Origin of the sequence: Neorhizobium sp. T7_12, from assembly GCF_002968535.1 — a bacterium.
GTDB classification, from domain to species: domain Bacteria; phylum Pseudomonadota; class Alphaproteobacteria; order Rhizobiales; family Rhizobiaceae; genus Neorhizobium; species Neorhizobium tomejilense.
Map to the genome: position 1 here is coordinate 38,405 of NZ_PVBK01000016.1, position 26,056 is coordinate 64,460.

Annotated in this window: 28 protein-coding genes; 15 read left to right on the forward strand and 13 right to left on the reverse strand. The window is 61.9% G+C overall.

Annotated elements, in window-relative coordinates:
- Positions 1-68 precede the first annotated feature (68 nt).
- The 5 genes from C5J26_RS25230 to C5J26_RS25250 all read right to left on the reverse strand — a co-directional run bounded on the left by C5J26_RS25230 (position 69) and on the right by C5J26_RS25250 (position 8,530).
- The gene (locus tag C5J26_RS25230; protein ID WP_105404275.1) at positions 69-818 is read right to left on the reverse strand and encodes an ABC transporter ATP-binding protein; all 750 of its coding nucleotides are present in this window, start codon (positions 816-818) and stop codon (positions 69-71) included.
- A complete protein-coding gene (locus C5J26_RS25235; RefSeq protein WP_105404276.1) occupies positions 794-1,675 on the reverse strand; it encodes an ABC transporter permease in 882 nt (293 codons plus the stop codon). Before C5J26_RS25235 ends, C5J26_RS25230 begins: the two co-directional genes overlap by 25 nt.
- Before the next feature lie 33 nt (positions 1,676-1,708).
- Positions 1,709-2,734, reverse strand: coding sequence for an ABC transporter substrate-binding protein (locus tag C5J26_RS25240; protein WP_105404277.1), 1,026 nt, complete (start codon positions 2,732-2,734; stop codon positions 1,709-1,711).
- A gap of 187 nt (positions 2,735-2,921) precedes the next feature.
- Positions 2,922-4,871 (reverse strand): adenylate/guanylate cyclase domain-containing protein, encoded by a 1,950-nt coding sequence (locus tag C5J26_RS25245; protein ID WP_105404278.1) that lies wholly within the window; start codon positions 4,869-4,871, stop codon positions 2,922-2,924.
- Positions 4,871-8,530: a FecR domain-containing protein gene (locus C5J26_RS25250; RefSeq protein ID WP_105404279.1), complete on the reverse strand. Its 3,660-nt coding sequence runs from the start codon at positions 8,528-8,530 to the stop codon at positions 4,871-4,873. Before C5J26_RS25250 ends, C5J26_RS25245 begins: the two co-directional genes overlap by 1 nt.
- A 114-nt stretch (positions 8,531-8,644) precedes the next feature.
- Between C5J26_RS25250 and C5J26_RS25255 the strand changes: the two genes are divergently transcribed.
- On the forward strand, positions 8,645-9,187 hold the full coding sequence (locus C5J26_RS25255; protein ID WP_105404280.1) for a Pycsar system effector family protein: 543 nt from the start codon (positions 8,645-8,647) through the stop codon (positions 9,185-9,187).
- A gap of 58 nt (positions 9,188-9,245) precedes the next feature.
- Here the strand turns inward: C5J26_RS25255 and C5J26_RS25260 are convergent, their stop codons facing one another.
- A complete protein-coding gene (locus C5J26_RS25260; RefSeq protein ID WP_105404281.1) occupies positions 9,246-10,142 on the reverse strand; it encodes a helix-turn-helix domain-containing protein in 897 nt (298 codons plus the stop codon).
- Positions 10,143-10,259: 117 nt separating this feature from the next.
- Between C5J26_RS25260 and pobA the strand changes: the two genes are divergently transcribed.
- Entirely contained in the window at positions 10,260-11,432 is a 1,173-nt protein-coding gene (gene pobA, locus C5J26_RS25265; protein WP_105404282.1) for a 4-hydroxybenzoate 3-monooxygenase, read from the forward strand.
- A 63-nt stretch (positions 11,433-11,495) separates the two neighbouring features.
- On the opposite strand, the gene C5J26_RS25270 is transcribed toward pobA, so the two are convergent.
- Entirely contained in the window at positions 11,496-11,744 is a 249-nt protein-coding gene (locus C5J26_RS25270) for a WGR domain-containing protein (protein WP_172746060.1), read from the reverse strand.
- 85 nt (positions 11,745-11,829) lie between these two features.
- On the reverse strand, positions 11,830-12,585 hold the full coding sequence (locus tag C5J26_RS25275; RefSeq protein WP_105404284.1) for an IclR family transcriptional regulator: 756 nt from the start codon (positions 12,583-12,585) through the stop codon (positions 11,830-11,832).
- Between the two features lie 204 nt (positions 12,586-12,789).
- On the opposite strand from C5J26_RS25275, the gene C5J26_RS25280 reads away from it, so the two are divergent.
- The 3 genes from C5J26_RS25280 to pcaF are packed head-to-tail and all read left to right on the forward strand — an operon-like array spanning position 12,790 to position 15,415.
- On the forward strand, positions 12,790-13,512 hold the full coding sequence (locus C5J26_RS25280; protein ID WP_105404285.1) for a 3-oxoacid CoA-transferase subunit A: 723 nt from the start codon (positions 12,790-12,792) through the stop codon (positions 13,510-13,512).
- On the forward strand, positions 13,509-14,198 hold the full coding sequence (locus C5J26_RS25285) for a CoA transferase subunit B (protein WP_105404286.1): 690 nt from the start codon (positions 13,509-13,511) through the stop codon (positions 14,196-14,198). The genes C5J26_RS25280 and C5J26_RS25285 overlap by 4 nt, the downstream gene beginning before the upstream one ends.
- An 11-nt stretch (positions 14,199-14,209) precedes the next feature.
- A complete protein-coding gene (pcaF, locus tag C5J26_RS25290) occupies positions 14,210-15,415 on the forward strand; it encodes a 3-oxoadipyl-CoA thiolase (protein ID WP_105404287.1) in 1,206 nt (401 codons plus the stop codon).
- Between the two features lie 122 nt (positions 15,416-15,537).
- On the opposite strand, the gene C5J26_RS33560 is transcribed toward pcaF, so the two are convergent.
- Positions 15,538-15,672 (reverse strand): hypothetical protein, encoded by a 135-nt coding sequence (locus tag C5J26_RS33560; protein ID WP_256386093.1) that lies wholly within the window; start codon positions 15,670-15,672, stop codon positions 15,538-15,540.
- Between C5J26_RS33560 and C5J26_RS33385 the strand changes: the two genes are divergently transcribed.
- The 3 genes from C5J26_RS33385 (at position 15,643) to C5J26_RS25305 (ending at position 16,696) form a co-directional block, all read left to right on the forward strand.
- Entirely contained in the window at positions 15,643-15,756 is a 114-nt protein-coding gene (locus tag C5J26_RS33385) for a type II toxin-antitoxin system HicA family toxin (protein WP_245441271.1), read from the forward strand. The two genes, C5J26_RS33560 and C5J26_RS33385, sit on opposite strands and share 30 nt — an antisense overlap.
- Positions 15,753-16,088, forward strand: a complete 336-nt coding sequence (locus C5J26_RS33390; protein WP_105404288.1) for a type II toxin-antitoxin system HicB family antitoxin — start codon at positions 15,753-15,755, stop codon at positions 16,086-16,088. Before C5J26_RS33385 ends, C5J26_RS33390 begins: the two co-directional genes overlap by 4 nt.
- Positions 16,089-16,228: 140 nt before the next feature.
- Positions 16,229-16,696, forward strand: a complete 468-nt coding sequence (locus C5J26_RS25305) for a group III truncated hemoglobin (RefSeq protein ID WP_105404289.1) — start codon at positions 16,229-16,231, stop codon at positions 16,694-16,696.
- Positions 16,697-16,717: 21 nt separating this feature from the next.
- Here the strand turns inward: C5J26_RS25305 and recX are convergent, their stop codons facing one another.
- Together recX and C5J26_RS25315 are read right to left on the reverse strand one after the other, a co-directional pair.
- A complete protein-coding gene (recX, locus tag C5J26_RS25310) occupies positions 16,718-17,272 on the reverse strand; it encodes a recombination regulator RecX (protein WP_105404290.1) in 555 nt (184 codons plus the stop codon).
- A gap of 106 nt (positions 17,273-17,378) precedes the next feature.
- Positions 17,379-18,101: a L,D-transpeptidase gene (locus tag C5J26_RS25315; protein ID WP_105404352.1), complete on the reverse strand. Its 723-nt coding sequence runs from the start codon at positions 18,099-18,101 to the stop codon at positions 17,379-17,381.
- A gap of 200 nt (positions 18,102-18,301) precedes the next feature.
- On the opposite strand from C5J26_RS25315, the gene C5J26_RS25320 reads away from it, so the two are divergent.
- Positions 18,302-18,670 carry a hypothetical protein gene (locus tag C5J26_RS25320; RefSeq protein WP_105404291.1) on the forward strand — a complete coding sequence of 123 codons (369 nt, stop codon included), beginning with the start codon at positions 18,302-18,304 and terminating at the stop codon, positions 18,668-18,670.
- Positions 18,671-18,685: 15 nt separating this feature from the next.
- Here the strand turns inward: C5J26_RS25320 and C5J26_RS25325 are convergent, their stop codons facing one another.
- Positions 18,686-20,230, reverse strand: coding sequence for a S10 family peptidase (locus C5J26_RS25325; RefSeq protein WP_105404292.1), 1,545 nt, complete (start codon positions 20,228-20,230; stop codon positions 18,686-18,688).
- A 260-nt stretch (positions 20,231-20,490) separates the two neighbouring features.
- Between C5J26_RS25325 and C5J26_RS25330 the strand changes: the two genes are divergently transcribed.
- From C5J26_RS25330 to C5J26_RS25355, 6 genes are all read left to right on the forward strand, one after another.
- Entirely contained in the window at positions 20,491-21,399 is a 909-nt protein-coding gene (locus C5J26_RS25330; RefSeq protein ID WP_245441268.1) for a DUF1403 family protein, read from the forward strand.
- A 2-nt stretch (positions 21,400-21,401) separates the two neighbouring features.
- Entirely contained in the window at positions 21,402-22,046 is a 645-nt protein-coding gene (locus tag C5J26_RS25335) for an SMC-Scp complex subunit ScpB (protein ID WP_105404294.1), read from the forward strand.
- Between the two features lie 75 nt (positions 22,047-22,121).
- A complete protein-coding gene (locus C5J26_RS25340) occupies positions 22,122-22,490 on the forward strand; it encodes an antitoxin Xre/MbcA/ParS toxin-binding domain-containing protein (RefSeq protein WP_046632432.1) in 369 nt (122 codons plus the stop codon).
- Complete coding sequence (locus tag C5J26_RS25345; protein ID WP_105404295.1) at positions 22,483-22,986, forward strand: RES family NAD+ phosphorylase; 504 nt, start codon at positions 22,483-22,485, stop codon at positions 22,984-22,986. Before C5J26_RS25340 ends, C5J26_RS25345 begins: the two co-directional genes overlap by 8 nt.
- A gap of 179 nt (positions 22,987-23,165) precedes the next feature.
- A complete protein-coding gene (locus C5J26_RS25350) occupies positions 23,166-24,872 on the forward strand; it encodes an ATP-binding protein (protein WP_245441269.1) in 1,707 nt (568 codons plus the stop codon).
- A gap of 11 nt (positions 24,873-24,883) precedes the next feature.
- The gene (locus tag C5J26_RS25355; protein WP_037084919.1) at positions 24,884-25,285 is read left to right on the forward strand and encodes a response regulator transcription factor; all 402 of its coding nucleotides are present in this window, start codon (positions 24,884-24,886) and stop codon (positions 25,283-25,285) included.
- A 274-nt stretch (positions 25,286-25,559) separates the two neighbouring features.
- On the opposite strand, the gene C5J26_RS25360 is transcribed toward C5J26_RS25355, so the two are convergent.
- Positions 25,560-26,051, reverse strand: a complete 492-nt coding sequence (locus tag C5J26_RS25360) for a MarR family winged helix-turn-helix transcriptional regulator (RefSeq protein ID WP_105404297.1) — start codon at positions 26,049-26,051, stop codon at positions 25,560-25,562.
- Positions 26,052-26,056 lie beyond the last annotated feature (5 nt).

Sequence of the window (26,056 nt, forward strand, 5' to 3'; positions counted from 1 at the left end):
TATCCCCCGTTCGAGGCGTTGAGATTGAACTGAACCTTGCTGGTCACGATGACAAGTTCCGTTGGATTTCAGGCGGCGCGCCGTCCGGGAGTTTCCACCCCGAGCCGGCTCAAAAGCTGGGTGCGGATTTTTGCAAAGCGCGGATCACCGTGATCGCGCCGCGTCGGCAGATCGATCCGCAGGTCCTCGATCAGATGACCTTCGTCGAGAACCAGTATCCGGTCGGCAAGCGAGATTGCCTCGTCGACGTCGTGGGTGACGAGCAACACGGCAGGCCGATGCCTTGCGCACAATTCCCGCAGCAAGTCGTGCATCTTCAGCCGGGTCAGTGCGTCGAGGGCGCCGAACGGCTCGTCGGCCAGAAGCAGGGACGGCTGGCGGACCAGCGAGCGAGCAAGGGCGACCCTCTGCTGCTCGCCGCCCGAGAGTTGGTTTGGCCAGGCCGCCTCGCGCCCCTCGAGCCCTACCTCGGCCAATGCTTTTCTGCCTGCTTCCTGCCCGGCAGCCCCCGGCAGGCCGAGCGTGACGTTCTGGATGACTGTGCGCCAGGGCAGAAGACGGGCATCCTGGAAAACCACCGAAAGATTGTCCGGTGTTTCAAGCGTTCCGGTTCCCTCGACATCGTGATCGAGGCCGGCGAGCGCCTTGAGGAAAGTGCTTTTGCCGGAGCCGCTCCTGCCGAGCAGGGCAACGAACTCTCCTTCGGCGATATCGAGATCGACGCGATCCAGGATCGTCTTGGTGGCGAACCGGCGCATGAGGTTGCGGACATGCACGGTTCTGGATGCGGACTTCAGTTGGCTAGAGTGCGGCGCCATGAGAGGACCCTCCGTTCGAGCAGGCGGACGAGACCGTCCGAGACGAGGCCGAGCATCACGTAGACGACCAGGCCGACGAGAATGACATCGGTTTGCCCATAGTTGCGGGCGAGTTCGATCATGTAGCCGAGCCCGCTGGTGGCGTTGATCTGCTCGACCACGACAAGGGAAACCCAGCAGAGGGTGACGGCAAACCGCAGGCCCAGGAGAAAACCGGGCAATGCGCCGGGCAGCACCACCTGGAAGATGAAATCCTTCTGGCTCATGCGCAGGGTCTCGGCCAGCTCGACATAGCGGCTGTCGATGCTGCGCAGGGCATTATGGGTGTGGATGTAGATGGGTATGATCACGGCAAGGGCGATTGTCGTGACCTTCATGCCCTCGCCGATGCCGAACCACAGGATCAGCAGGGGGATCAGAGCCAGCGTCGGGATGGCGCGCTTGATCTGGACGGGGCCGTCGATCAGCGCCTCGCCGATCCGCGAAAGGCCGGCGGTGACGGCAAGGATCGTGCCGATGACGAGGCCGATGCTGAGCCCAAGCAGGGCGCGTGTCGCCGACGTCACGAAATTGTCCTGCAATCGCCCCTGTTCAATCAGCCTTGCAAAGGCCTCGATGACCGTCCAGGGGGCGGACAGGATCCGGGGGTCGATCCACCCGAATGCCGAGCCGGCCACCCAGAGCAGCACCAGCAATGCCGGCCCGATCTGCAGTCCGAAGGGTATCGCCGGTCCCGGTCCCAGTCTCCGGCGGCTCCGGGACGTGACGGGTCTCGCCACGGCTGGAACGGTAAATGCACTTTCACGGCTGGACGCCCGGGATGATTTCGCCTCATCCGCATCCCAAATGGTTGCCATGCTTCAGATCTCCTCTTGGATGATGCAGGGGGATTACTGGCTCTTCGCCAAGGCGGCGGAGGCGGTCTTTTCGAACCGGTTGTCGAAGATCTTTTCGACGTCGAAGGGCTTGTAGCCGAGCTCCGCCGCCAGCAGGTTGATCGTCTCCTGGTGGCGCTTTTTCACCTCGCTCCAATCTCCGGAAACAACCTGCTCCCCGGTCAGCTTGACGAGATATTCGCCGTCATCCTGGCTCAGACCCTGCTGGCCGACGTAGTATGTCTTGATCCAGGCTTCCGGGTTCTTGTTCACCCACTCGGTCGCACGTGCCCAAAGCCCGACATATTCGGCGAGTGCCGCGGCCTTTGCCGGATCGTCCAGCACCCATTGCGGTGCATAGAGATGACCTGGATCATCGCGCAGCCCGTGTTGCACGAGCGTGGCGCCATCGGAGCCGTATTGCGCGATATAGCGCCTTATATAGACGCCCCCGAGCGGCGCCACATCGACCTGTTTGCTGGCCAACGCCTTCGGATAGACGTCGCCGGTGCTTGGCAGTTCCACCAGCGTGACGTCGCTTTTCTTGAGGCCTGCGGCATGGAGTGCACGAAGGACGAGTGCTCCCTGGGCCTGGCCCGGGCTGAATGCGATGCGTTTGCCGCGGAAATCGGCCAGCGTCTTGATGCCGGCGCCTGGCGCCACTCCGAAGCGGTAGATGGGATTGGCAATCGGGTCGCGGCGTTCGCGATAGGCGATGTTGCGAACCGGCAGGTTGTTCCAGTTGGCGAAGATCGAGGGAATTTCTGCAACCGACCCGACGTCGAGTGCCCTGGCGCGGAACGCTTCCGAGGTTTGCGGGCCGCCACTGATATTTGCCCATTTGACTTCGAACGACAGCTCCTTGATCAAGCCTGAGACCTCCAGCGCCTTTTGCGTCACCGGATCCCCGACCGTCAGGACCGTCCCCGGCGGCACCTTCGGAAGAAGAGGCGCGTTCGTCTGGGCCGCGACCACCCCGCCCATGGTGCCGAAGGCGAGCAGGCCGAACAGCACGGTTCTCACTGTTTTCACCAATGTCATCGTTGATTTTCCTCTTGTCGTTGCAGGACACGAAAGTCGATGCACGGAAGGGTGAGATATTTTCTATAAAAGAAATAGACTAATTAATTTAAGAATGCGCCGGATAGTGAAATATCGTCCCAACATGTCGATCGTCGACATGAGAACCGACGACCTTGATGCGGCAATCCGATTTCTTGCTCTGAGGCTAAAGCGCCTGCCCATGGTACGCCGAGAGCGCCGGCACATCACGCATGAGCCTCTGGGCCAGAGACCGCTGGAGAGCGATATCACCGCGGTAGCGTGCCTGAAGAAATTGCGCATGGACCTCGCGCGCCGTGTCGGGACTTTCCCGAAGCGCCGTGGCGACGGGAACCTCTTCCGTCTTGCCCTTGACCCGAATACGGTCGAGTTCGAAGACCGCGAACGTTTCGCCCACGGCCTGTGCGGTCCGTTCACCCAATAGCAACGGCACCCCGTAAGCCTTCGACGCGCCTTCAAGTCTCGCTGCCAGATTGACAGCGTCCCCGAGTGCGGAATAGTCGAAACGGCTCGTCGAGCCCATGTTGCCCACCACGCATTCGCCGGTATTGATGCCGATCCCGATCGCCAGTGGATAATAGGTCCGGCCCGTCGCCTCCGCTTCGGCCCTCAGGTCGTCGTTCAGCGCCTGCATCGAGTCGAGCATATCAAGCGCGGCTGATACCGCATGGACCGCGTGCAACGGGTCGTCGAGCGGTGCATTCCAGAAGGCCATCAGGCAGTCACCGATGTACTTGTCGATCGTGCCGCCCTGTGAAAGCACGATGTCGGACAGCGGCGTCAGCAGCCGGTTGATCAACATCGTCAATTGTTGGGGATCATCCTTGAGCTGTTCGGCGATGGTGGTAAAGCCCCTCACATCGCAGAACAGGATCGAAAGCTCGCGTGTCTCGCCGCCGAGCTTCAGTTTGGATGGATCGCGGGCGAGTTGATCGACCAGTGCGGGTGCCAGATATTGCGAGAAAGCCCGCGTGATCTGCCGGCGGTTCTTCCGCTCCTGGGCATAATCGAGCGTCGCCTGCGCTGCGGCCATGCCGGCAAAGGCGAGCGACGACGCTATAGGGGACAGGAAGATGCGACCGAAGCGCAAGCTGACATAGCTGCCGACGAACAGTACGACAATCGCCACCGCGCCGAGTGCGACCGTGCGCCAGCCGGTACCCTTCCAGACAAGAACGGAGGCCGCCACGACTGCGGCCAGCAGCAGCAGTTGTTTCGTCGGGCCACTGGCTTCGGCGATGGACCTCTTGAGCCGCAGGTTGTCGAGAATGGTCGCCTGAATCTCGGCGCCGGCCGTCAGCTTGCCGTTGTGAACCGTATAGGAGGTCGGAAAGGCGTCGGCCCCGCCGTTGTCGATCGACGGCGCATTTTGCAGGCTCAACCCGACAATGGCGATCCGGCCCTTGAATATCCCTGGCGGCAGGAAGTTTTCGGGATCGAGGGCTTGGTAATAGGACACCGTCGGATAGGTGCGGGGACCGCCAAACACTTGAATAAGGCTCCCGGGCTCCGGCAGACCCACCTCGATACCCGCGGCCGTTGCGACCACGGCGGCAAAGCCGTCGTCATAGTCGGGCATCTCGCGCAGCACGCCATCGCGATGCAGGGCGACTGAGGCAATTCCCGTCCGCGCCTGCCTGTCGGAAAACGTCTGCAACGGCATGACCCGGATGAACTGGTCGGCCTGGTCCGAGGTCACAAGCGTCTCGTCGCCCGCCAGCACCACGTCCGGCCCAAGTGCTTCGGCAAGCGCTTTGTCCTCGGCCGGCACCGACGGTTCGGAAAAGATGATGTCGAGGCCGATCACCCGGGCGCCAGCGGCCCTCAGTTGGGTGATCAGCCTGGCATGCAGGCTGCGCGGCCACGGCCACTGGATGTTGATCTCCGCCAGCGACGGCTCGTCGATCGCCACGATGATCGGTCCATCCTCGGCAAGCGGCTTCGCCCCGACGGTCGAGAGGTAATCGAAAGCTCGATAGTCAATCAGCGGCCAGCCGGGCAGGCGGGCGATAAGTGCCACCGCCGCGAAGAAAAATGCAGCGAGAACGGCGACTTGAATGCCGCGCGACGAGAAAAAACGCCGGGCCGAAAAGGAGAAGCCGCGCCCGCCGTCCATCAGAACCGAACTTTGAGCGTGCCTCGGAAGGACCGGCCCCAACCGGCAATCGGGTTGCCGAAATCGTCTTGATCCAGGATGAAATCTTCATCGAGAAGATTAAAGGCGCCAAGTTCAAGCTCGAGCCGTTTATCAAGGGGCTCCCAAATCAGACTGGCATCCATCGTCCAGTAGTCGTCCAATTCCCTGCCGGTGGAGTCATCGCGTTTCCCCACATAATTGGCGGCAAGAGTAGCTTTGATATTGGCCTCATTGACCCACGTAAGAGCCACCTGTCCTCCCCATTCCGGCACGAAAGGCAAGGAGCCGCCAAATGTAGCGGATGCGGGGTCCCGGTCCTCAGAGTCGGTGTATGCAACCGTTGAGGATAATCCGAAGCCATCGCCTAGCAGAACATTGGCCGTCAAGCTGGCTCGATCAATGCGCCCTTCGGCGGTTGCGAAAGGAATGGCGGACAGCGGCCGGCTGATACGCAGATTATCAATATCTTGATGCTGAAACTCCACTGCGGTTAGGAAATCACGACTCCACTCCGCATCCCACCGCAATGCCGCCGTATCCGTATAGCCTTCGGTCGCAATCGAAATCTGGTTTGGCTGGAGGCCGACCACCCCAACGGGAGACAAGGTCGGCGTCGATAAATCAAAGCTGCTTCGAATGAACCCTGCGCGCAGCCATTGACCTTCGGCAGGAGACCACGCAATTCCAATCCGAGGTTCCAGGCGCTGAACATCCGAACCTCCATCCACTATGGAACCGAACAGCGCGTATTCTGCCTTGAGGTCGGGCGTGATCTCGTGATGGAGATCGACGTAAGCGCGGCCCACCATGCTGCTGTCTGACACTGAGGTGGGCGTTGGGGTGATAAGATCGTCGCTAGAACTCGATGAATCTACCCATCCACCTTCGATACCATAGCGCCACGTCAAGTCACCGTCGCCGATCATGTGGTTTACAGCGGCGGTATAACTCTCCTGTCGGAACCTATCCGTTTGATCGACGAAGGGAACAGCCAAAACGCCTAAATCAATTTCCCGATATAGATGGCTGCGAGACGAAACGCCGCTAAACATAAGTGCGGCGTTCACAACATTTCGGTACCCGACGCTATGGCTCCAGCCGAGACCGGCGGTCGTGGCTCGGCTTGTTACATTCAAGTCAGATATAACGGGGAAAATACCTGCGCCCCCTAGATCGAATGCATAGTCCTGGGCAAACTCGTTCTCGCCGGAGTTGAAATAGATAACCATCCGGTCAAAAGCAGTGGGGCTTGCGGACACATAGCCATTTCCGCTGATCGGCTTGTTCTCCGTATTGAGATCAGTCAGCGCGCCAATATCACGGCTGTCCGGTACCCTCTGCCACTGTAAGTTCCCATAGAAGCTGATCGGGAAGGGCAGGTTGCTGTATCCCTGAACCTCTCCCTCCCCAATATAGTCCAGTTCGCCGCCTGCGGTATTGATCCCGCCGCCGATCGAGCCCTCGAAGAACGGGCGCCTGATGATGTTGGCCGAGCGCGAGCGGCCGGAAATGATATGGGGTTCCAGCATCAGGCCCTGCAGGAAGGACGAGAAAGCCTGCCCGTTTGGCGTATTTGTGATGACGTCGTCGCCGTAGAAGTAGTTGTTGACGAACGGATTGGCGCTGCCGCGGATGCTCTGGTCGATATAGGCGGCGCCGGCGAAGGGATCGAAGGCCGCATCGCTGTAATATTCGCCCCAGGCATTCATGCCTTGCAGACGGAACGCGTCGTTCAGCGTCGACCCCGCCTGCTGGTTGGCGCCGAGCGAGGTGAAATCGCCGCCGCGGGCCTTGGAGCGCCGCAGATATTCCTGCGCGTTGCGAATGGCGCCTTCCGAATCGTAATTGTCGATCGCGACCGCCGTGCGCAGGGCAGAAATCACCGGATCATTGTCATCGAGCCTCTCGGCATTTTCCGTCGCCTGCTCGGCCGGTACCCGGTCGCCTTTCTCATAGTTCGCAGCCGCCAGCAGCAGCTGCGCCTGCGAATATCCGGGATTGGCAACGCTTGCTGCGAGCAGATCGTCGACCGCCTTGTCCAGCTCGCCCGTCTGCAGATAGTACCGACCGCGCGCGACAAGCGCCGTGTCGAAGCCAGGATCGATGGCGAGCGCGATGTCGATTTCCCGCTTGGCATCCTCGATGCGGCCGATATCGAGATAAAAGAGCGCCAGGTTCGAATGGCTGAGAGGATCCTGCGGATCGAGCTCGATCGACTTCTTGAAGGCGGCTTCGGCCTCGCGATTGGCGCTCCGCGCCGCCTGGATGTTGCCGATCGCGTTCCAGGTCGTCGAGCCCCCGGGCGCGACCTTGATGGCCGCTTCGAGATCGGCGAGCGCGCCCTGGTAATCACCCTTGAAGCCGGCGCGGAAATGCGAGCGCGCCTCGAGCGCCGTCGGTTCGGCGGGATCAATCGAGAGGGACCGGTTGAGCGCCTCTTCCGCCTGGGCGCGATCGTTCAGCAGAATGGCAAGCCAGCCGCGATATGCCGGCAGTTCCGGATCATCCGGATACTGGCGCTCCGCCTCCTGGAGAACCTTTATGGCCGCCCCCAGATCCTGCAGGAAGCCAAGCGCATAGGCGCGCAGAAATGCGCCGTCCGATCCCCCCACCTGTGGCGGAAGTGCCTCGGCCCGGTTGGGGTCGGCAAGCGCGCGGGCGTAATAGCCGCCATAGAGTGCGATACCCCGTCGTTTCGGGTCGAGCCCCCGCTGCGCTTTCTCGAATAGTTTGGCGGCCTCGGCATAGCGGGTCTCGCTTGCGGCGAGGACCGCCTCGATCAGCGTCACGCGGGCCTGCTGCGAGGGAGAAAGCGGCCGGCCCTTGAGATTTGCCAGCGTCTGCCGCGCCCGCTGCCGGCCTTCGAGCGAAAGCTGGGCTTCGGCAAGTGCGACCCAATCCTCTGCGCTACGGCGCTCGAGGGGAATGGCTGCGATACGATCAGCATTGCGGCGCATCTCGGCGACTGGCTGTGCAGACGGCGGCATCCGCTCGAATGCCTCTCGCGGCGGCAGGAAGAACAGCATCTGTTCGCGGTCGTCGGAGTCGACGATGACGATCTTGCGCGGCGCCTGGCCGATAGAAGCAACGGCTCCTTCGCCCTGCCGCACTTCGACGCTGCCCTGCGGATTGCTCAGCTGGACGACGCCCTCGAGAACGTTGAGCGAGGTTTGGTCGCCCTTGACCGTCATCGTCCAATCGGTGCCGCGGATCGCCGCTGCCGCCGCCGGCGTTTCAACCCGTACGCCAGGCCCGCCGCGTTCTGCGCGGGCCCAGATAGTACCGGACTGGAGCTCCAGCACAGTGTCGGAACTGGTGCTGGCGGTGATCTGCTTGACGACGAGCGAGGAATTGCGGCCGAGCCGGACCTGCGTCCGGTCTGAAAAGAGGATTGCAAGCTGGCCGGTCGCATTGGTGCGCAGCACGTCACCGCTAAGAAGGTCCTGCTTCAGGTCGACGAACTGCCAGTTGGACACGTCGATAAAGCGGACTTCCTCGCCCACCTTGCGGGCAATGACTGCGCCGGCGGCCCGCCCTGACCGTTGGACGGGCTCTGCCGCTGCAGGGGGTATCAGCCCGCCAGCAAGTATAGGCAGCGCGATTGCTGCAACATAAAACCGATTGAACGCCCCCGACATACCTCACAACTGCTTAGAAACATGGCAAGTGTCAAGACGACCTTTAGCAATGGCATTGCTTTTCGGGTGGACTGTATTAACAGGGGAACAGTTCGGAACAGGGGGAAACGCAAGTTGAGCGACTTTGAATGCGCGCCGACCGAGATGCTCGAAATGCCGATGGCGTCCGGCGAGATCACCGAGGAATACTTCAACCATGTTCGAAAGATAAACGACGTATTCTACGATCAGATCAAAATATCGGATCAGAAGGCCGCCTATATCTTTACCTTCATGCTTGCTTTTCTGATCTCGTCGAGCGAGGGGCGAGGCGTGTTCACCTTGACGCGTTATACCGAAGGCACGTGGGCCGCAGTGGTTGTTTCGGCTTTGCTCGCTGTAGCTTCGGTTTCGTCAATTCTTTCGGCCATCCTTGTCGTGCTGCCGCGGCGGGTGGAGAAATCCACCTCGCTTTTTTGGGGCACATGGCCGCAGCACAGAGCAATATTCGAGCACGCGGCGCAGCGCAGCGATGTCAGTTACCTCTTCAAGGAATACCTGGACAACGCCGACGTGCTATCCCTGATCGCCCGGCAGAAATACCGCTGCGTCTCCTATGCCTTCCGCGGAATGCTGTTTACCGTAATTGCATACGTCTTGCTTCTTCTGGTGACCTGAAGTGCCTCGATAGGCGCCTGGTGTTTCCGGTTGTGAGGGCAGTGCAATAGCCGCGGTCCTAGAAAATTGCCTTGTCCAGCGACTGGATTTCTCGCAGGCGCCAGGCGCGGGGCGTTTCCCCTGTCTGCTTCACGAAGAAACGCGAGAAATAGGCAGGGTCGGCAAAGCCGAGGCGATGGCCGACCTCCTGCACGGAGGCGAGCGAGAAGACGAGCTCGCGCTTGGACTCTTCGATCAGTTTGGTGGTGAGCAGGTCGTGCGCCGTGCAGCCCGCCATCGACCGGACAATGCGGTTGAGATGCGTCAGCGAGATGCCAAGTTCGCCGGCATAAAAGGATATCGGCTTGTGCGACCGGAAATGCTGCTGGATCAGGCCGTTCAGCATGTCCATCCGCCGCTCGCCTTCGTTCGCGGGGGCATGGTTGGGGTTGTCGGCGTGAGAGATGCGCGCGGTCAACCTCAGGGCGAGCTTTACATAGGAAGCCAGAAGTTCGTTGCGTCCGTTGTTGCGGTGATCAAATTCCTCGCCAATTCGTTTCAGCGTTTGCACCACGTAGGCGGCGTCGGCATTCAGCAAATCGAGCGGGGTCAGGTGCGGTGTCGCGAGCCATTCGCCGAAGCGGCTGCGCTCTCCCGGCTGGTGGCCGAGATGGGAGCTCAGGATGGTGATGACCAGACCCTCGATATCGCGGGAGAACCGGAAGCCGTGACTGAGGCCGGGGGGGACGGCGACTATCGCCGGTGGCCGGATGGGATGCGTTTCGCTGCCGAAGGTCGCGTCGCCTGACCCAGCCTCGATGTACAGGATCTGAAAGAATGCCTCATGCCGATGAAGGCGGATTTCCCACTGGTGGCGGCTGCTTCTCGACCTGATTGTTTCACAATGCAGCCAGAAATCATGCCGTTTGCCTGGATCCTCTCCGTATAGCTGGTAGATCGGTATGTGCCTGTCCATCGGGTATCTCCAGCCTCGATGTTCGGTTTGTCCAATTTTTTGGCTCGAATGTCCATTGCCGCCAATGGGGAACCCGAGCACAATTTGCCAAAACGAAAAACACTCGGGAGGAGATGCATGAGAACGCAGGTCGCCATTATCGGCTCCGGACCGTCGGGCCTCTTACTTGGCCAGCTTCTGACGGGAGCCGGTATCGACAACATCATCCTTGATCGTGTCGGCAAGGATTACATCCTCGGCCGGGTCCGTGCCGGCGTGCTGGAGGAAGGCACGGTCGGGCTGATCGACCAGGCCGGGGCCGGCGCGCGGCTGCACGCCGAAGGCCTGCCGCACGAGGGCTTCTCGCTCGCCTTCGACGGCCGCGACCACCGGATCGATCTCCACGGGTTGACCGGCGGCAAGCGCGTCATGGTCTACGGCCAGACGGAAGTGACCCGCGACCTGATGGAACGTCGCGAGGCAAGCGGAGCCCGGACGATCTACGAAGCCGCCAATGTCACGCCCCATGATTTTGATACCAGCTCCCCCTTCGTCACCTACGAAAAAGACGGCAGCACCCATCGCATCGATTGCGATTTCATAGCCGGCTGCGACGGTTTTCACGGGCCGAGCCGCAACGCCGTGCCGAAAAGCGCAATCCGTGTTTTCGAAAAGGTCTACCCGTTCGGCTGGCTCGGTATCCTGGCGGAGGTTGCGCCCGTCAGCGATGAGCTGATCTATGCAAACCATCCACGGGGTTTCGCGCTTTGTTCGATGCGGTCGGCGACCCGCAGCCGCTACTATATCCAATGCGCCCTCGACGAGAAGATCGAGGACTGGAGCGACGACCGGTTCTGGGACGAACTCCGCCGCCGCCTGCCTGCGCATCATGCCGAAGCGCTGATCACCGCACCGTCCTTCGAGAAGTCGATCGCACCGTTGCGCTCGTTCGTTGCCGAGCCGATGCGGTTCGGCAGCATGTTCCTCGTCGGCGATGCAGCTCATATCGTGCCGCCGACGGGAGCCAAGGGGTTGAACCTGGCTGCAAGCGATGTCCACTACCTCTTTGCCGGGCTCAGGGAGCACTATCGGGACGGCTCCGACGCCGGCATCGACGCCTATTCCGAGAGGGCGCTTGCGCGCGTATGGAAAGCGGTGCGCTTCTCCTGGTGGATGACGACGATGATGCATCGTTTTCCAGACACGGGCGAATTCGACCAGAGGATCCAGGAAGCCGAGCTGGACTATCTGACCCATTCGCGGGCAGCGTCGACGGCGCTTGCGGAAAACTATGTGGGCCTGCCCCTCTGACGTGGCATCGATCGGCCACGGATCGGCAATGCCATAACCGAGGCTGCCCGAAATGGAGAGCTGTCAGCCGGTCTCCGCTTTCTGCTGATAACCCCGCTTCACCTTGCTGCGGACAAGTGCCAAACACCGGCGCTCCGCTTCCTGCCAAGAGCCGAACAGATCGATGCGGAAACGCCCCTTGGTGCCGATGCGGCCCCAGTTGCGGGTGAGCGCCGCGCCATCTAAAAGATCGGGCTCAACGGTGAGCACATAGAAGCGAGCCATGTTTCGGGCGGGGTCGCGGCGGGTGAGGAGAAGCGGTTCGCTAGTCATGCCCGCAGAATCGCAAGTCCGGATTCTGCCGTCCAACGACATGATTGAATCGATCCCGCCTCATCGATTCACGGCGCTGATGGGTTCAGCGCAGCAGGGATTTCAACAGCCTTGCGATGCCCTTCAGCGGTTCCAGATAACGCTCGGCCATTTCAACCGCAGGGACGCTTGCCGCCGGTGCGCCGATATTGATCGCGGCGACCACCCGGCCGCGGTCGTTTTCCAGCGGCACCGCGATCGAGCAGAGGCCGAGCTCCAGTTCCTGGTCGATGACCGCGAAACCCTGTTCGCGAACGCGGGCGAGCTCCTCCATCAGGCGGACAGGATCGGTAAGGGTGCGAGGGGTGAAGGGTCTCAGGTTGCTCTGTTTCAGGAGCGCCAGGCTCTCGCTATCGGGCATGGCCGCCAGCAGGACGCGGCCCATCGAGGCGCAATAGGCGGGGAGGCGGCTGCCGGGCATCAGGTTGATCGACATCACCCGCTTTTGCGAAGCGCGGGCGATATAAACGACCTCGGTACCGTCGAGCACGCTTGCGGATGCGCTCTGGTGAACCTCCTCGGCGAGCTTGTCGAGAAAAGGCTGGACGATGTGGGGCAGGGGGGTGGCGGAGAGATAGGCATGGCCAAGCCGCAGAATCTTCGGCGTCAGCACGAAGAATTTTCCATCATAATCGGCATAACCGAGTTCGGCCAAGGTCAGCAGGCAGCGGCGGGCCGTTGCCCGGTCGAGCCCGGTCGCCTTTGCCACGTCCGCGATCGCCAGCCGCGGCGTGGTTTCGCCAAAAGCCTCTATCACCTTCAGGCCTCGCGCGAAGCCGCTGACGAAATCCGTTTCCTGCATGGTTTTCCCTGTGCCCGGTGTCGATGCAATGTGAGGCCATGAGGATGTGCACGCTCCGCATCGCCAGTTCGCACAATATGTGCGGTATATGAACAAAGGTCAATTACCGCACATATTTCTTGCTGTCCCTGCCGTGCTGATCTATCTGTTTTCCCGGAGGCACGGCGGGCACGTTCGCCGGGTATAGCGAAGGAGATATCCCGTATGGACAAGACAATCGGGAGCACGGCGGAAGCCGTCTCCGAGATCGGTGATGGCGCGGCCATCATGATCGGCGGTTTTGGCGGATCGGGCGCGCCGATCGAGCTGATCCATGCCCTGATCGACAAAGGTATCAAGGACTTGACCGTCATCAATAACAATGCCGGAAACGGCCGCATCGGCATTGCCGCGATGATCGACGCCGGCATGGTCAGGAAGATGATCTGCTCATTTCCGAAATCCTCAGATCCGCGCGCCTTTACCGACCGCTATCTGGCAGGCCAAATCGAGCTCGAACTCGTGCCACAAGGCACGCTTGCCGAGCGCATTCGCGCCGGCGGCGCCGGCATCCCGGCCTTCTACACGCCGACGGCCTACGGCACCGAGCTTGCCAACGGCAAGGTGATCGCCGAGTTCGACGGCCGCCATTATGTCCAGGAACGCTGGCTGAAGGCGGATTTCGCCATCGTCAAGGCGCAGCTCGGCGATCCATTGGGCAACCTCACCTACAACAAGGCCGGTCGCAACTTCAACCCGCTGATGTGCATGGCTGCCGCCAAGACGATCGTGCAGGTGTCGAAGATCGTGCCGCCCGGCGGCATCGATCCCGAGCACGTCGTGACGCCCGGCATCTTCATCGATCGCGTTGTCGAGGTCGCCAACCCGCAGCAGGAAGAAGTCCTCATCCGAGCCGGAGTGGCCTACGCCCCAGGAGCCCAGGCATGACCATCGATACGCGCGAAGACATCAAGCTTTCCAACGCCCAGATCGCCTGGCGCGCCGCCCAGCACATAAAGGACGGCGCCTATGTGAACCTCGGCATCGGTTTTCCGGAAATGGTCGCCCGCTACCAGCCGCCCGGCCGCGAGGCGATCTTCCACACCGAAAACGGCATTCTCAACTTCGGCGAAGCGCCCGCCGAAGGCGAAGAGGACTGGGACCTGATCAACGCCGGCAAGAAGGCCGTGACGCTGAAGCCGGGCGCTGCCTTCTTCCACCATGCCGACAGCTTTGCCATGGTGCGCGGTGGCCATCTCGACGTTGCCATATTGGGCGCGCTCCAGGTGGCCCAGAACGGCGACCTCGCCAACTGGCGTGTCGGCTCCAAGGGCGTGCCGGCCGTCGGCGGCGCCATGGACCTCGTGCACGGCGCCAAGCAGGTCTGCGTCATCACCGAGCACGTCACCAAGAACGGCGAGCCGAAATTAGTTGAAGCTTGTACCTTTCCGCTGACCGGCGTTGCCTGTATCACTCGGGTCTATACGAGCCACGCCGTGATCGACATCGTCGAGAAGCATTTCGTCCTGCGCGAAAAGCTCGCCGGTATGACCGTCGAGGAACTGCAGGCCATGACTGGCGCCCGCCTCCATATCGATGGACCGGTTGCCGATCTCGTCGTGCCGAAACTGTGAGAGAGAAGATCATGACCGAAGCCTATATCTGCGATTATATCCGCACTCCGATCGGCCGCTTCGGCGGCTCGCTCTCTGCCGTCCGCGCCGACGACCTTGGGGCGATCCCCCTGAAAGCGTTGATGGAACGTAACGCTTCCGTCGACTGGGAAGCGGTTGCCGATGTCATCTACGGCTGCGCCAACCAGGCCGGCGAAGACAACCGCAATGTTGCCCGCATGTCGGCGCTGCTTGCAGGCCTGCCGGTTTCGCTCGGCGGCACGACCATGAACCGGCTGTGCGGTTCGGGCATGGATGCGGTCATCACCGCTGCCCGCGCCATCAAGGCGGGCGAGGCCGAACTGATGATCGCCGGCGGGGTCGAAAGCATGTCCAGGGCGCCCTTCGTGATGCCGAAGGCCGACACCGCTTTTTCGCGCAATGCCGAGATCTACGACACCACGATCGGCTGGCGTTTCGTCAACCCGCTGATGACAAAGCAGTATGGCGTCGATTCCATGCCGGAAACCGGCGACAACGTGGCGATCGACTACAAGGTTTCCCGCGAGGACCAGGATGCGTTTGCCGTCCGCAGCCAGGCGAAAGCCTCGGCGGCACAGGAGAATGGCCGTCTTGCCAAGGAAATCACCTCGGTGACCATCCCGCAGCGGAAGGGCGATCCGGTGGTCGTTTCTAAGGACGAACATCCCCGCGCGACCAACATGGAAGCACTCGCCAAGCTCAGGGTACTGAACAAGATCGAGGGCGCGACGGTGACTGCCGGCAACGCGTCGGGCGTTAACGACGGCGCTGCTGCCCTGATCATCGCTTCGGAAGCGGCGGCGACGAAGTACGGATTGACGCCGATCGCCCGTATCATGGGCGGCGCTACCGCCGGCGTTCCGCCACGCATCATGGGCATCGGCCCGGCCCCTGCCACGCAGAAGCTTTGCGCCCGCCTGGGGCTCTCGCCGAAGGATTTCGACGTCATCGAGCTCAACGAAGCCTTTGCAAGCCAGGGCATCGCCGTCCTGCGCGAACTCGGCCTCCAGGAAGATGCCGAACATATCAATCCGAATGGCGGCGCGATCGCGCTCGGCCATCCGCTCGGCATGTCCGGCGCCCGCATTTCCGGCACGGCAGCGCTGGAGCTGTCGCTCCGCAAGGGCAGATATGCACTCGCCACGATGTGCATCGGTGTCGGGCAGGGAATTGCGGTGGCGTTGGAGCGCGTTTAGCACCCGTTTCTCACCCTCTGTCATGAATCGAGGCCGGCATTGATGCCGGCCTCTTTATTTTGGTACTATATAGTGGTACCAAATAGCATGAAGAAACGCCATCGCGCCACGCTTGAGCTGATCTATACAAGGCCCGTGAGCGGTTCGATCCGTTGGGTGGATATCGAGCCCTGTTCGAAGCGCTTGGAGCGGACGTGACCGAGCGGGAGGGATCCCGGGTCGGTGTCGTGCTGTTCGGCGAGGTCAGGGTGTTCCATCGCCCACATCCATCCCCCGATGCGGACAAGGGCGCGGTCGCCAGCATTCGAAAATGGCTTGAAAGCCATGGAGTGAAACCATGAGAAATGTCATCGAAATCGAAGGCCACAAAGCGGTTGTCTCACTTGATCCGGAGATCGGCATGTTTCGCGGGGAGTTCCTCGGCCTGAATGGCGGCGCCGACTTCTATTCTGATAGTCTCGATGGCCTGATGGCGGAGGGTCAAAAGTCGCTCCGGACCTTCCTTGAAATCTGCAAGGAAAAGAGGATTGAGCCTTTTCGCTCGTTTTCGGGGCGATTCAACGTCCGGCTCGATCCGCGCACCCATGAAGCGGCCGTCATCGCCGCTGCCGCCAACGATCAAAGCCTCAACGAATGGCTTGCCGAGACAATCGCGACCGCAGCACGGTCGTAGTGGCACCGCTCGCGCAAATTCGACATTGCCACCCATCTTCGCCTGACACATCGTCGCAACCGGGCATCAGGCCTTGGGTCCCGCATCCGCTGAGCCTATATAAAGCGGGCCGCAAATGCGGCGGAACCCAAGGTTTTGAGATGAGCGACGAATTGCAGGGACGCGCGGCACATATCGCGGCGATCCGGGAACGCGCGGAAGCGGAAATGAAGGCGATCGGCATCGACGACGCCTTCATCGGCACGTTGGTCGATACGTTTTACGGCCGCATACTGGAGCATCCGGAACTGGGGCCTGTGTTCGACGCACGGCTTTCCGGACGCTGGCCGGAGCATATGGCGAAAATGAAAAGCTTCTGGTCCTCCGTCGCCTTCCGCAACGGTGCCTATGGCGGAAAGCCGGTCCAGGCGCATGCAGGCGTCGCCAACATGAGCCCTGAGCTTTTCCCGAAATGGCTGGAGCTGTTTGCCGCGACCCTGGACGACATCGCTCCGAGCCCGGAGGCGAAAGCGTGGTTCATGACAACGGCGGACCGGATCGCGCGAAGCCTGACGCTGTCTCTCTTCTACAATCCGGCGCTTGACGACCCGGCGCTCAAACAGGCCTGACAAGCTGCAGGTCGATCCAACCTAGAGGTCGCGGCCCGCATCCAGTGCTTCCTCGGCCTCATCGATCGACATCTCGAAGATCCTCTTGCCGATATCGAAGCTGAAACCTGCCCTGGCGAAGGCGGAAAACTCCTTAGCCTTGCGTTTTTCGTCGAGCTCGCTCTTGCGGAACGGCCCGAAGGCCCGTTTGCGGGCCAGGATGAGGGCCGCGTGGAAATCATCCGCCTCGGCAATGGCGGCCGCGACGGTGCTGCTGGCCACGCCCTTCTGCGACAGTTTCTGGGCAATGGCCCGTCTGGACCTGCCGCCGCGCATGCCCGAGCGGGTGCTCATTTCGGCAAAGGCGGCATCATCCAGCGCCTTGTTGTCATAGGCGAATTTAACGGCGAATTCGGCAAGCGCCCTGACCTGGGTCTCACCGATATCCTCGAATTTCTCACGTGCCTTGCGCGCTATGGCGTCGAAGAGCTGCTTTTCCGTGTGCATGCGCCGGTTTATGCGATAGATCGTCGAATTGCGCGCCCAGGAGAGCATGCGCGGCGTCGGCGCATCGGATTGCCGCGTCTCGTCGTCCAGATTCAGTTTAAGCCTCCGACCGCTTTTACCGCCGCTTCCTGCAAGGCGGCGCCGGACTTCTTACATCATGCCGCCGTGGCGAAACAACATCATCGCGGCAGCCGCGTCAGACGGTGGGAACGGCCTTCAGCACATCCTGATGCACGACGATGCGGGCGTGATAGGGGACGCGCGTATAGAGGTCCATGACGTCCTGGTTGACCAGGCGCACGCAGCCCGACGACGTCGCCTTGCCGATGGAAGCCCATTCCGGCGAACCATGCAGGCGGTAGAGCGTATCCTGGCCGTTCTGGAAGATGTAAAGCGCCCGTGCACCAAGCGGGTTCTTGATACCCGGATCCATGCCGCCGTTCTCGATGGAGAACTTCTTGAGGCTCGGCTGGCGCGCGACCATCTCGTTCGGCGGTTTCCAGCGCGGCCAGGGCTGGCGCCAGTGGATGACACCTTCGCCCTGCCAGGCGAAACCGTCCTTGCCAATGCCGACGCCGTAGCGCATCGCGGTGCCGCCGGGTTCGACTACGTAGAGGAAACGGCCGGGCGTATCGACGACCACCGTGCCCGGCAGTTCGCCGGTCGGATCGACCACGCGCTGGCGATAATATTTCGGGTCGATCTGCTTGTAGGGGATTGCCGGCAACAAGTGGCCGCTGTCCTCGACGGCGGCGTATCGGGCCTGCAGCTCCGCTTCGCTCGGGGGCTCGATCGGACGGCGGGCCATTTCCGGGACCGGAGCCCGTTCAGCGGTGGTGGCGCAGCCGGCAAGCGTCGCGGTCATCGAGACGGAGCCTATCACGAAGGCGCGCCGCGACATCTGGTATTCGCTGGTCATGGACCGAAAGATCTTTCTGAAAATCAACGTATGTGAGCTAGTAGCGGTTTCCAGCCCAGACCAGCAAGGCGCGACGCATTCACATCACGGTGACCTTTCCGTCATCGGCCGAGAACGGCGGGTCAGCTAAAATTCGAGCTGTTTCGGGAACGTCACCTTCATCGCCTGCATGCCAATAAGCCGCAACCGGAGGTTATTTCATGCGCAAATCGCTCAAGTCGATCACCCTCGCCGCCCTGCTGTTCGCATCGGCGCTCCCTGCCTGGTCTCAGTCGACTCATATGCCCCCAAACCTTCCGCAGCGACCTGAAGGTTACATCAACCTGCAATCGAGTATCAGCGTCGGTCTGCCCTATAACGACGGCGCGCCGGTTGAATCCCAGATCGAAACGGCGCAACGGATGATCTATAGCCTCGCCGCGAAACAATGCGAACTCGTGCTCTCGACGATCGCCAGCGACTGCAAGATGAGCAATCTCAGCAACAACCTCAATTCGCAGCGCCTTCAGCGCGACAATGCGCAGATCACGGTGACGGCTCAGATCACCATGATCGTGAAGCTGAAATGATGGATCGGGCAATCCTCAATCCGTTGCCCTGGCCTCGTAAAACGCCCTGACGTCGCCTGCAAAACTCCTGCGCGAATCCGACTTGGTGTAGAACATGTGCCCGCCGCGATAGACCTTGAGTTCGGCGCGGCCGGCAGCAAGTTCGGGCGGCAGGTGGTCGATGACGTAGCGGCTGGCGCCGTAAGGTGTCAGCGCGTCGCTGTAGCCATGGGCGATCATCAGCTTGAAGGACGGGATGACCGAAAGCAGGTCGCGGATATCGGTGCTGGCGCTGGCGAGCGAGCGCGAATCTGCGCCATGGCTGCCGTTCCACTCCCAGCGGCGGTTCACCTCCTCGTTCAACAGCGAATAGGTCATTTCGGTCGCAAAGCCGAGTTCGTTGCGGGCATAGGCGGCAAAGGTGGCGCCATAGGCGCGCGTGTAACCTTCGAGGATCGGATCGTCGTTGCGGGTCGAGGATTCTTCCGGATAGGCATCCGGCACCCCATAGGAGGCGTCGTAGGGGCTGACGATCTTTCCCGGTCCTCCCATCTGCTTGGCATAGACATCGCCGACGAAACCGCGAGTTCGGGCGACGACGTCCCTTGGAATGCCGGTGAGTTCGGACACCCGACCGTAGAACGCTTCGGCTGCCTGGCCGGTGGGGGAGGGGCCGGCCAGTCCGACGAGATAGTCGCCGCTCGCGAAACGCTCGGCATCGGCAAGCTTTTCCGGCGTGAACTGGTTGCGGCGCTCCAGCTCGGCTGCGGCGAGCGAAGGAAGCTGCAGCGCGGCACTCAAGGGATCGTCGGAATTGGCGAGGAACCGGCCTTCGACCAGTGGCGACAGCATGATGATGCCCGAAGCCAGCATCCCCTGACTGTTCTTCAAAGACGCGGCGACCTTGGCGGCGCGAAAACCGCCATAACTCTCGCCGAGCAGGTATTTCGGCGCATCGAGCCGGTTGTTCTTCTGGACATAGAGCGCGATCGCCTTGGACAGGCTGTCGGCATCCTGCCGCACGCCGTAATAACCGCCGGCCGCATCATTGCTGGCGGCGCGGCTCCAGCCGGTACCGATCGGATCGATCAGCACGAGATCGGTGAAAGCGAGCCAGCTTTCGGGATTGTCCTTCAGCCGGGGCGTCGTGCCGTTGTCGCCGGTCGTGCCGAATTCCAGGATCTTCGGGCCGACCAGGCCGAGATGCAGATAGGCGGAGGCAGCGCCCGGTCCGCCGTTGAAGGCGAAGGTGAGCGGCCGGCCGGGTTCCCGGTTTTTGGCGACATAGGCGGTGTAGAAGATCTTCGCCGAGCGGTTGCCGTCCTGCCCGAAGAGATCGAGCGTGCCGGCCGTCGCGGTATAGGGGAGATCGCCGGAAGGCGCCTTGAAGATATGTTCGGTGGTGGAATCGGCCGGGATCAGGCTGAATATGCCGCCACCGGCACCTTGCTCCGCCTGGCGACCGCGCTCGCGGTTCTCGTCACCGCCGCGCGGCTGTTGCGCCCAGGCCGGTCCCGAAAGCACCGGCGCTGAAAGGGCGAGGACTATGGCGAGAGATGCAATCAACCGATGAAACGTCAAAACTGAAATCCTCCTTGGCCAGCCGCACCCTATGTAGGGCGGCGCGCCGATCCGCAAAACTCAACTCCTATTGATCGACGGGGCAGGGGCCTTCGGCTCGCCAATTTTCAATTTTTCTTAGCGGCGCCCTGCAGATAACGGTGCAAATCCGCGGCCGGCGGTGCGGATTTCCACGCGAACGGTGGTCACAAGCGCACATAAAATTTACGCTCGCGCCCATGATTCCCAAGGCCGTATCACCGAAGACGTCGTTTCAGCCCATGCCGGCAGCTCGCTGGGCAAGTCCCCAGACCTTTGCCGCAGACACCGCGGATGCGGCATTCATGGCGGGTGGGGCACTTTATCCGCTCGACCAGATCGTCCGGGCCGAACCGGACTGGGCCGGCGCCTGGCGGCAGCGGCTGGCGCTGAAATGCGCGGCAGCGGCCGTTCGGCTTGCAGGGCGTTCGGAAGACGAGGCGGGGCTGCGCGATGCCTGGCTGTTGCGCAAGCCGGGAGACGATCCCGGTCCGGCCGGGCAGATCCTTTCGGCCTGGAAGCGGCTTGGCTCGCGTTCGGCCGCGCTCGATGCAGAGGTGCTGCAGGCGACAGCCGGCATGCTTGGCATCAAATGGGACGAGCCGCTGGCAACGCTCGCGCAGGTTTTTGACGACCTCGGCCTCACCGGATCAGCTGCGCCGTTCGCGGCTGCGGCGATCATCCGCGAGACGCACGCCATCCGTCCCGACGCCGAAGCGCTCGGCTGGTGGCTGGCCGATCTCCTTCTGGCGCAGAAGCTGCGCTGGCCCGTGCCCGTGCCGCTGTTGATGAGCCAGCGCGTTTCTTCGGTGTTCCGCGCCGAGGGCGGGCGCGGCCGCATCCGGCCCGGCGAAGAAGGGTTCGACCGGGCGATCTGCCTGGCCCTGGTGCATGCCGCGACCGAAGCCGGCCGGCTGGCGGCAGAGATTGCCCGGCGCGCCGAGCGGCTTGCCCTCGTCACGCCAAAGCTGCGTGCAAAAGGGGCGGAGGACGGGCTGCGCCTGTTGCTCTGCGATGACGCCGTTTCCGGCTCCCTGCAGACACCGAACCTTTCCCGTTTCGCGTCGCGCCGGCTGTTCGAGCGGCTGCAGCAGCTGGAAGCGGTGCGCGAGCTTTCCGGTCGCCCCACCTTCCGCATCTACGGGCTTTGAGCATGGCGAAGCGGGCGCGGCAAATCGTCATCGACAAGGAGCTTCTCCACCTGACGCAGAAGGAGCGGCATCGCCAATGGGCGGCGCGGGTGGAGGCGGTGATCTTTGCCTCTTCCGAGCCCGTCACACGGAAAGCGCTGGAGCGCGTCGTCGGCGAGGAATGCGATATCGAAGCGATCATCGAGGAGATCCGCGAGTCACTCAGCGGCCGGCCTTATGAACTCGTCGCGGTCGCCGGCGGCTGGCAGCATCGCACCCGGCCGGAATTTGCCGATGTCATCCACGCCTCCGGAGCCGCCAATGCCCCTCCGGCAGATCTGACCGATCATCAGGCCTTGGTGCTGATGACGGTCGGTTATTTCCAACCGGTGACGCGCGCCGAAATCTCGAAGATTTTCGGGCGCGAGGTAAGCCGCGATACGATCGCAACGCTGCGGCAGCTCGGCTTCCTCGCCTCCGGCCCGCGCAGTCCGACGCCCGGTGCGCCCTATACCTATATCACCACGCCGGCCTTCCTCACCGCCTTCGGTTTCGACACGCTGCGCGACCTGCCGGATACGGAAATGCTGGAGGACGCCGGGCTGCTGAGCCGCACGCTGCCGGTCAACGATTTCGTCGAGCCGGAACTGGAAGACGACGACGACTAGCAGCAGTGCTTGAAATGCGCGGAAATTGAGCTCATATTGAGCAGAAGATGATCAAAACCGGATCAGGACTTTCTCATGGCTCATGCTTTTGAAATCGGCGCCGCCGCTTTCCGTGAACCTCAGTCCGCGCTTCTGTCGGCGCGGCGGGTGTCGGATCTTCTCGGCCTGACGCATGCGGAATTGGCGAAACTGATCGGCGTCGCCCGCAACACGCTGACGGCCAAAAGCGGCGCCCGCAAGGTCGACATGGCGCTCTCCCCGGTCGTGCGCATTCTGGCGATGGCGAGCGAGATGGCCGGCGACGAGAACCGCGCCGCGATCTGGTTCAAGCACCAGCCGATCCCCGGTTGGGCCGGCAAGACGGCTTACGACCTCGTCGGCGAGGGCAAGGCCGACAAGGTGCTCGCCTATCTGGAGGCGGTGCGCTCCGGCGTCTATGCCTGAACCGACAATCCTCTGGCGTGCCTATGTGCCGCGCTGGGCGCATGCGCCGCTTTCCGGTGACGGCGCTGCCCGTTTCGGCGGTCGCTGGAACCCGGTCGGCGCAGCGACCATCTATGCCGCACGCGAACTTTCCACCGCCTGGGCGGAGTACAACCAGGGTTTCGTCCAGCATCCGGCCCTGATCGCCCAGCTTCGACTGGACGGCGCGCGGCTCGCGGATCTGACCAGCCTAGAGGTTCTGACGGGTCTTGGCATCGGCGAGGCAATCCACCGCTGCGAATGGCGCGATGATCTCGACGCCGGGCGGTTGCCGCCAACGCATCTCCTCAGAGAGAGGCTGCTGCAGGAGGGCCACGACGGCGTCGTCTATCCATCCTTCATGTCGCCGGGCGGAACCTGTGTCGCCCTCTGGCACTGGAACGGCAAGGAACAGCCGAAGCTCACGATCACGGACCCCGACGGTCGGCTGCCGAAAAGTCCGGCTTCCTGGTTATAGCCGGGAACGCGGCGTCGTTTCCCTCCACGAATGGAATCGATCCGACGCAGTAGCAAAACCACAACCGCTCAATGTCACACCCACAGCTGTATGGAAAATGCTCCGTTCAACCTTGGCATTTAAAATTTAGCGGAATGTAATGTTTTGGATGCATGATGGGCCGAGAGAAAGCGGTGCCCATGCAGCAGAACATCCGTATCACATCGCACGTCACAATCGTGCTGACATTGCTGACAGCCCTGACAGCGCTGCTTCTCGCCGGCTTCATGTGGCTTGCCTCGGCCAAGGTGGATGACCTCGCCTTGATCCGCCAGAAGGGTTACGTCGAGCAGGGCCTCGACGAGCAGGTGAAAGCCGTACAGCATGAACTGGAAAGCGTCACGGTGTGGAACGACGCGGTCCTGCTTGTTGCCAAGGACGATCACCCATGGATTGCCGAGAATATCGGCGCATGGATGCACAAATATTTCAGCCATGACCGCACCTATGTGTTCAACGAGCGGGACGAGCTGGTCTTCGCCATGCGGGACGGCGAGGATATTGCGGCCCTGACCTTCCTCGACGATGAAAAGGCTGCGGCTGCCGTGCGGGAAAGTGTCCGTGCGGTGCTCCACAAACGGATCACACCGGGCGATTCCAATCCCCCGGTGCTTGCCGAGATTTTCGCGGAGAAGATCCTCTCGATTGCCGGCCGCCCGGCCGTCGTCAGCGCGAGACCGATCGTCCCGAGCAGCGACGAGGTCTTGCTCGAGGCCGGCAAGGAGTTCATCGCGGTTGCAGTCAGATTCCTGGATGCCAGCGCGGTCGAAAAAATCGCTCGTTACGCGCGCCTTGAAACACTGCATTTTACCACCGACGCGGCCGAAACGACTGCCGCCATCCCGGTCATGGCCACTTCCGGACCGACGCTTGGATATATGGCATGGCAGCCGATCCGGCCGGGCCTGATGCTCATCGAGCAGATCGCTCCGGTCGGCATTGCCGGCATCATCGTGGCGATGGGGGTGGTGATCTTTTTAGGCCTCGGCCTGCGCAAGACAACCCTCGACCTGTCCGAGAGCCGTCTGGCATTGATGCGCCACCGCGACCAGCTCGAAGAGAGCGTCAGGCTCCGGACGGCGGAGATCGAGCGCCAGCGGGAGGAACTCGACAGGCTCCTGGCGCAGGAGCGGCATGTGAATGCCCTGCAGCGTCAGTTCGTCACCATGGCGTCCCATGAGTTCCGCACGCCGCTTGCCATTATCGATGCCGCGGCACAGCGCCTGTCGCGCACCAAAACCAATCAGAAGCCCGAATATGTGGAAGAAAAGTCGGCCCAGATCCGCTCCGCCGTGCTGCGTATGGTGGACCTGATGGAGAGCATCCTGTCGGCGGGCCGGCTGGAGACCGGCAAGACGACGCTGAAGCCGGAGCGCCTCTCGCTGGCGGAAATCATCGAAGCCTGCTGTGCCCGACAGATGGATGTTCGCAAATCCCACACGATTCACCGGGACCTTTCGCATCTGCCGCAGGCGATCCTTGCCGACCGCACCACGATCGAACAGGTCTTCACCAACCTGCTTTCGAATGCCGTCAAATATGCCCCCCACGCGCCGGACATTCATATCCGGACCTCGACCAAGAACGGCATGTCCTATGTGTCGATCCAGGATGCCGGCATCGGCATGGATGCCGAGGACCTGCCGAAGCTGTTCGAGCCCTATTACCGGGCCCGCAGCGCGACCGGCATCGCCGGCACGGGCATCGGCCTCAATCTCGTCAAGCAGATCGTCGATCTGCATGGCGGTTCGATCTCCGTCGAGAGCGTACTCGGCCGGGGCACAACATTCACGGTGGCGCTCCCGAACAAGGGACCGCTCGCAAATCTCATCAAACGTGCAGCTTAGGGAATAGCAGGATGATTACCGTACTATGCATCGACGACGAAGCGGATATCCGCCAGCTCATCGTCGAGGAACTGGCGGACGCCGGATTTGCAACTCTGGAGGCGGCCAACGGGCAGGAGGGTCTCGAAGCCATCCTGGCGTATTGGCCGGACATCGTCATCTGCGACATTTCGATGCCCGTCATGGACGGTCATCAGCTCCTGGCAGAAATCCAGATGAACCATGCCGAGCTTTTCAACATCCCCTTCATCCTTCTGTCGGCCTTGACCGACAAGGACAATGTGTTGACGGGCCTGCGGGCAGGGGCGGCGGACTATCTGACCAAACCGATCGATTTCGATCTTCTGCTGGCAAAGCTCGCCGGCTGCATCGCCCGCCTCGAAAACGACCGGGCCGTCGGCCGGGCGCTCTGATTTCAAGGCAAGGCGGCGTGAGCAATCTACAGTGGGCGTCGTGCTTATCGATGCACCGCTGTAGGTCCCGCCGTGATTTCGGGTTGCGACGATTTTCCGGACGAGGCTCGCGGCCCGAGTTCGAGCTGGGTGCGAGCCTCTAACCGTCATCATGGCGGCTGTGGGAACCTAAGAACCGACCCCTATGGCGCCGTCAAATCAACGTTTTGTAAACCATCGACGCCAAAGGCTGGCGCGGTGGTGACGAAGAAGTTTCGCCGGAGGCGAGGTTTTGTCACTCACCCTTGGAGGGTTCGTCGCGTTCGCGAAGATTGCGGGCGACGAGGCGACAGAGGTCGCGGAGTTGCTGGTAGCTCTCTTGCGGCAGGAACGAAAACACTTCGCGCTCGACGGCGTCGGCGGCTGCATCGCAGGCCTTGATCATCCGCTTGCCTTCGGTCGTCAGGCTCATGCGCAGGATGCGGCGGTTGGCCGGATCTTCCTTGCGGGTGATGAGATTGCGGCGCTGCAGCCCGCCGATCAGCTCGTTCATCGTCTGCGGCGTCACGAAGAAGCGACGCGACAGTTCGGCCGAGGAAAGGCCGTCGCGGCTGCCGATCACGCTCAGCACCGTATATTGGATGCCGGTCATCTGCAGCGCCGACAGCGCCGCCTCGAGCCGGCTGCGCACGGCATGATTTGCCTGGTTCAGGAAGTAGATTGCCCGGGGCTGCTGCATCACCCAGTCGCTGGTGCTTGCTTCTTCGGGCTTCATGTCTTCAGCCATCACGA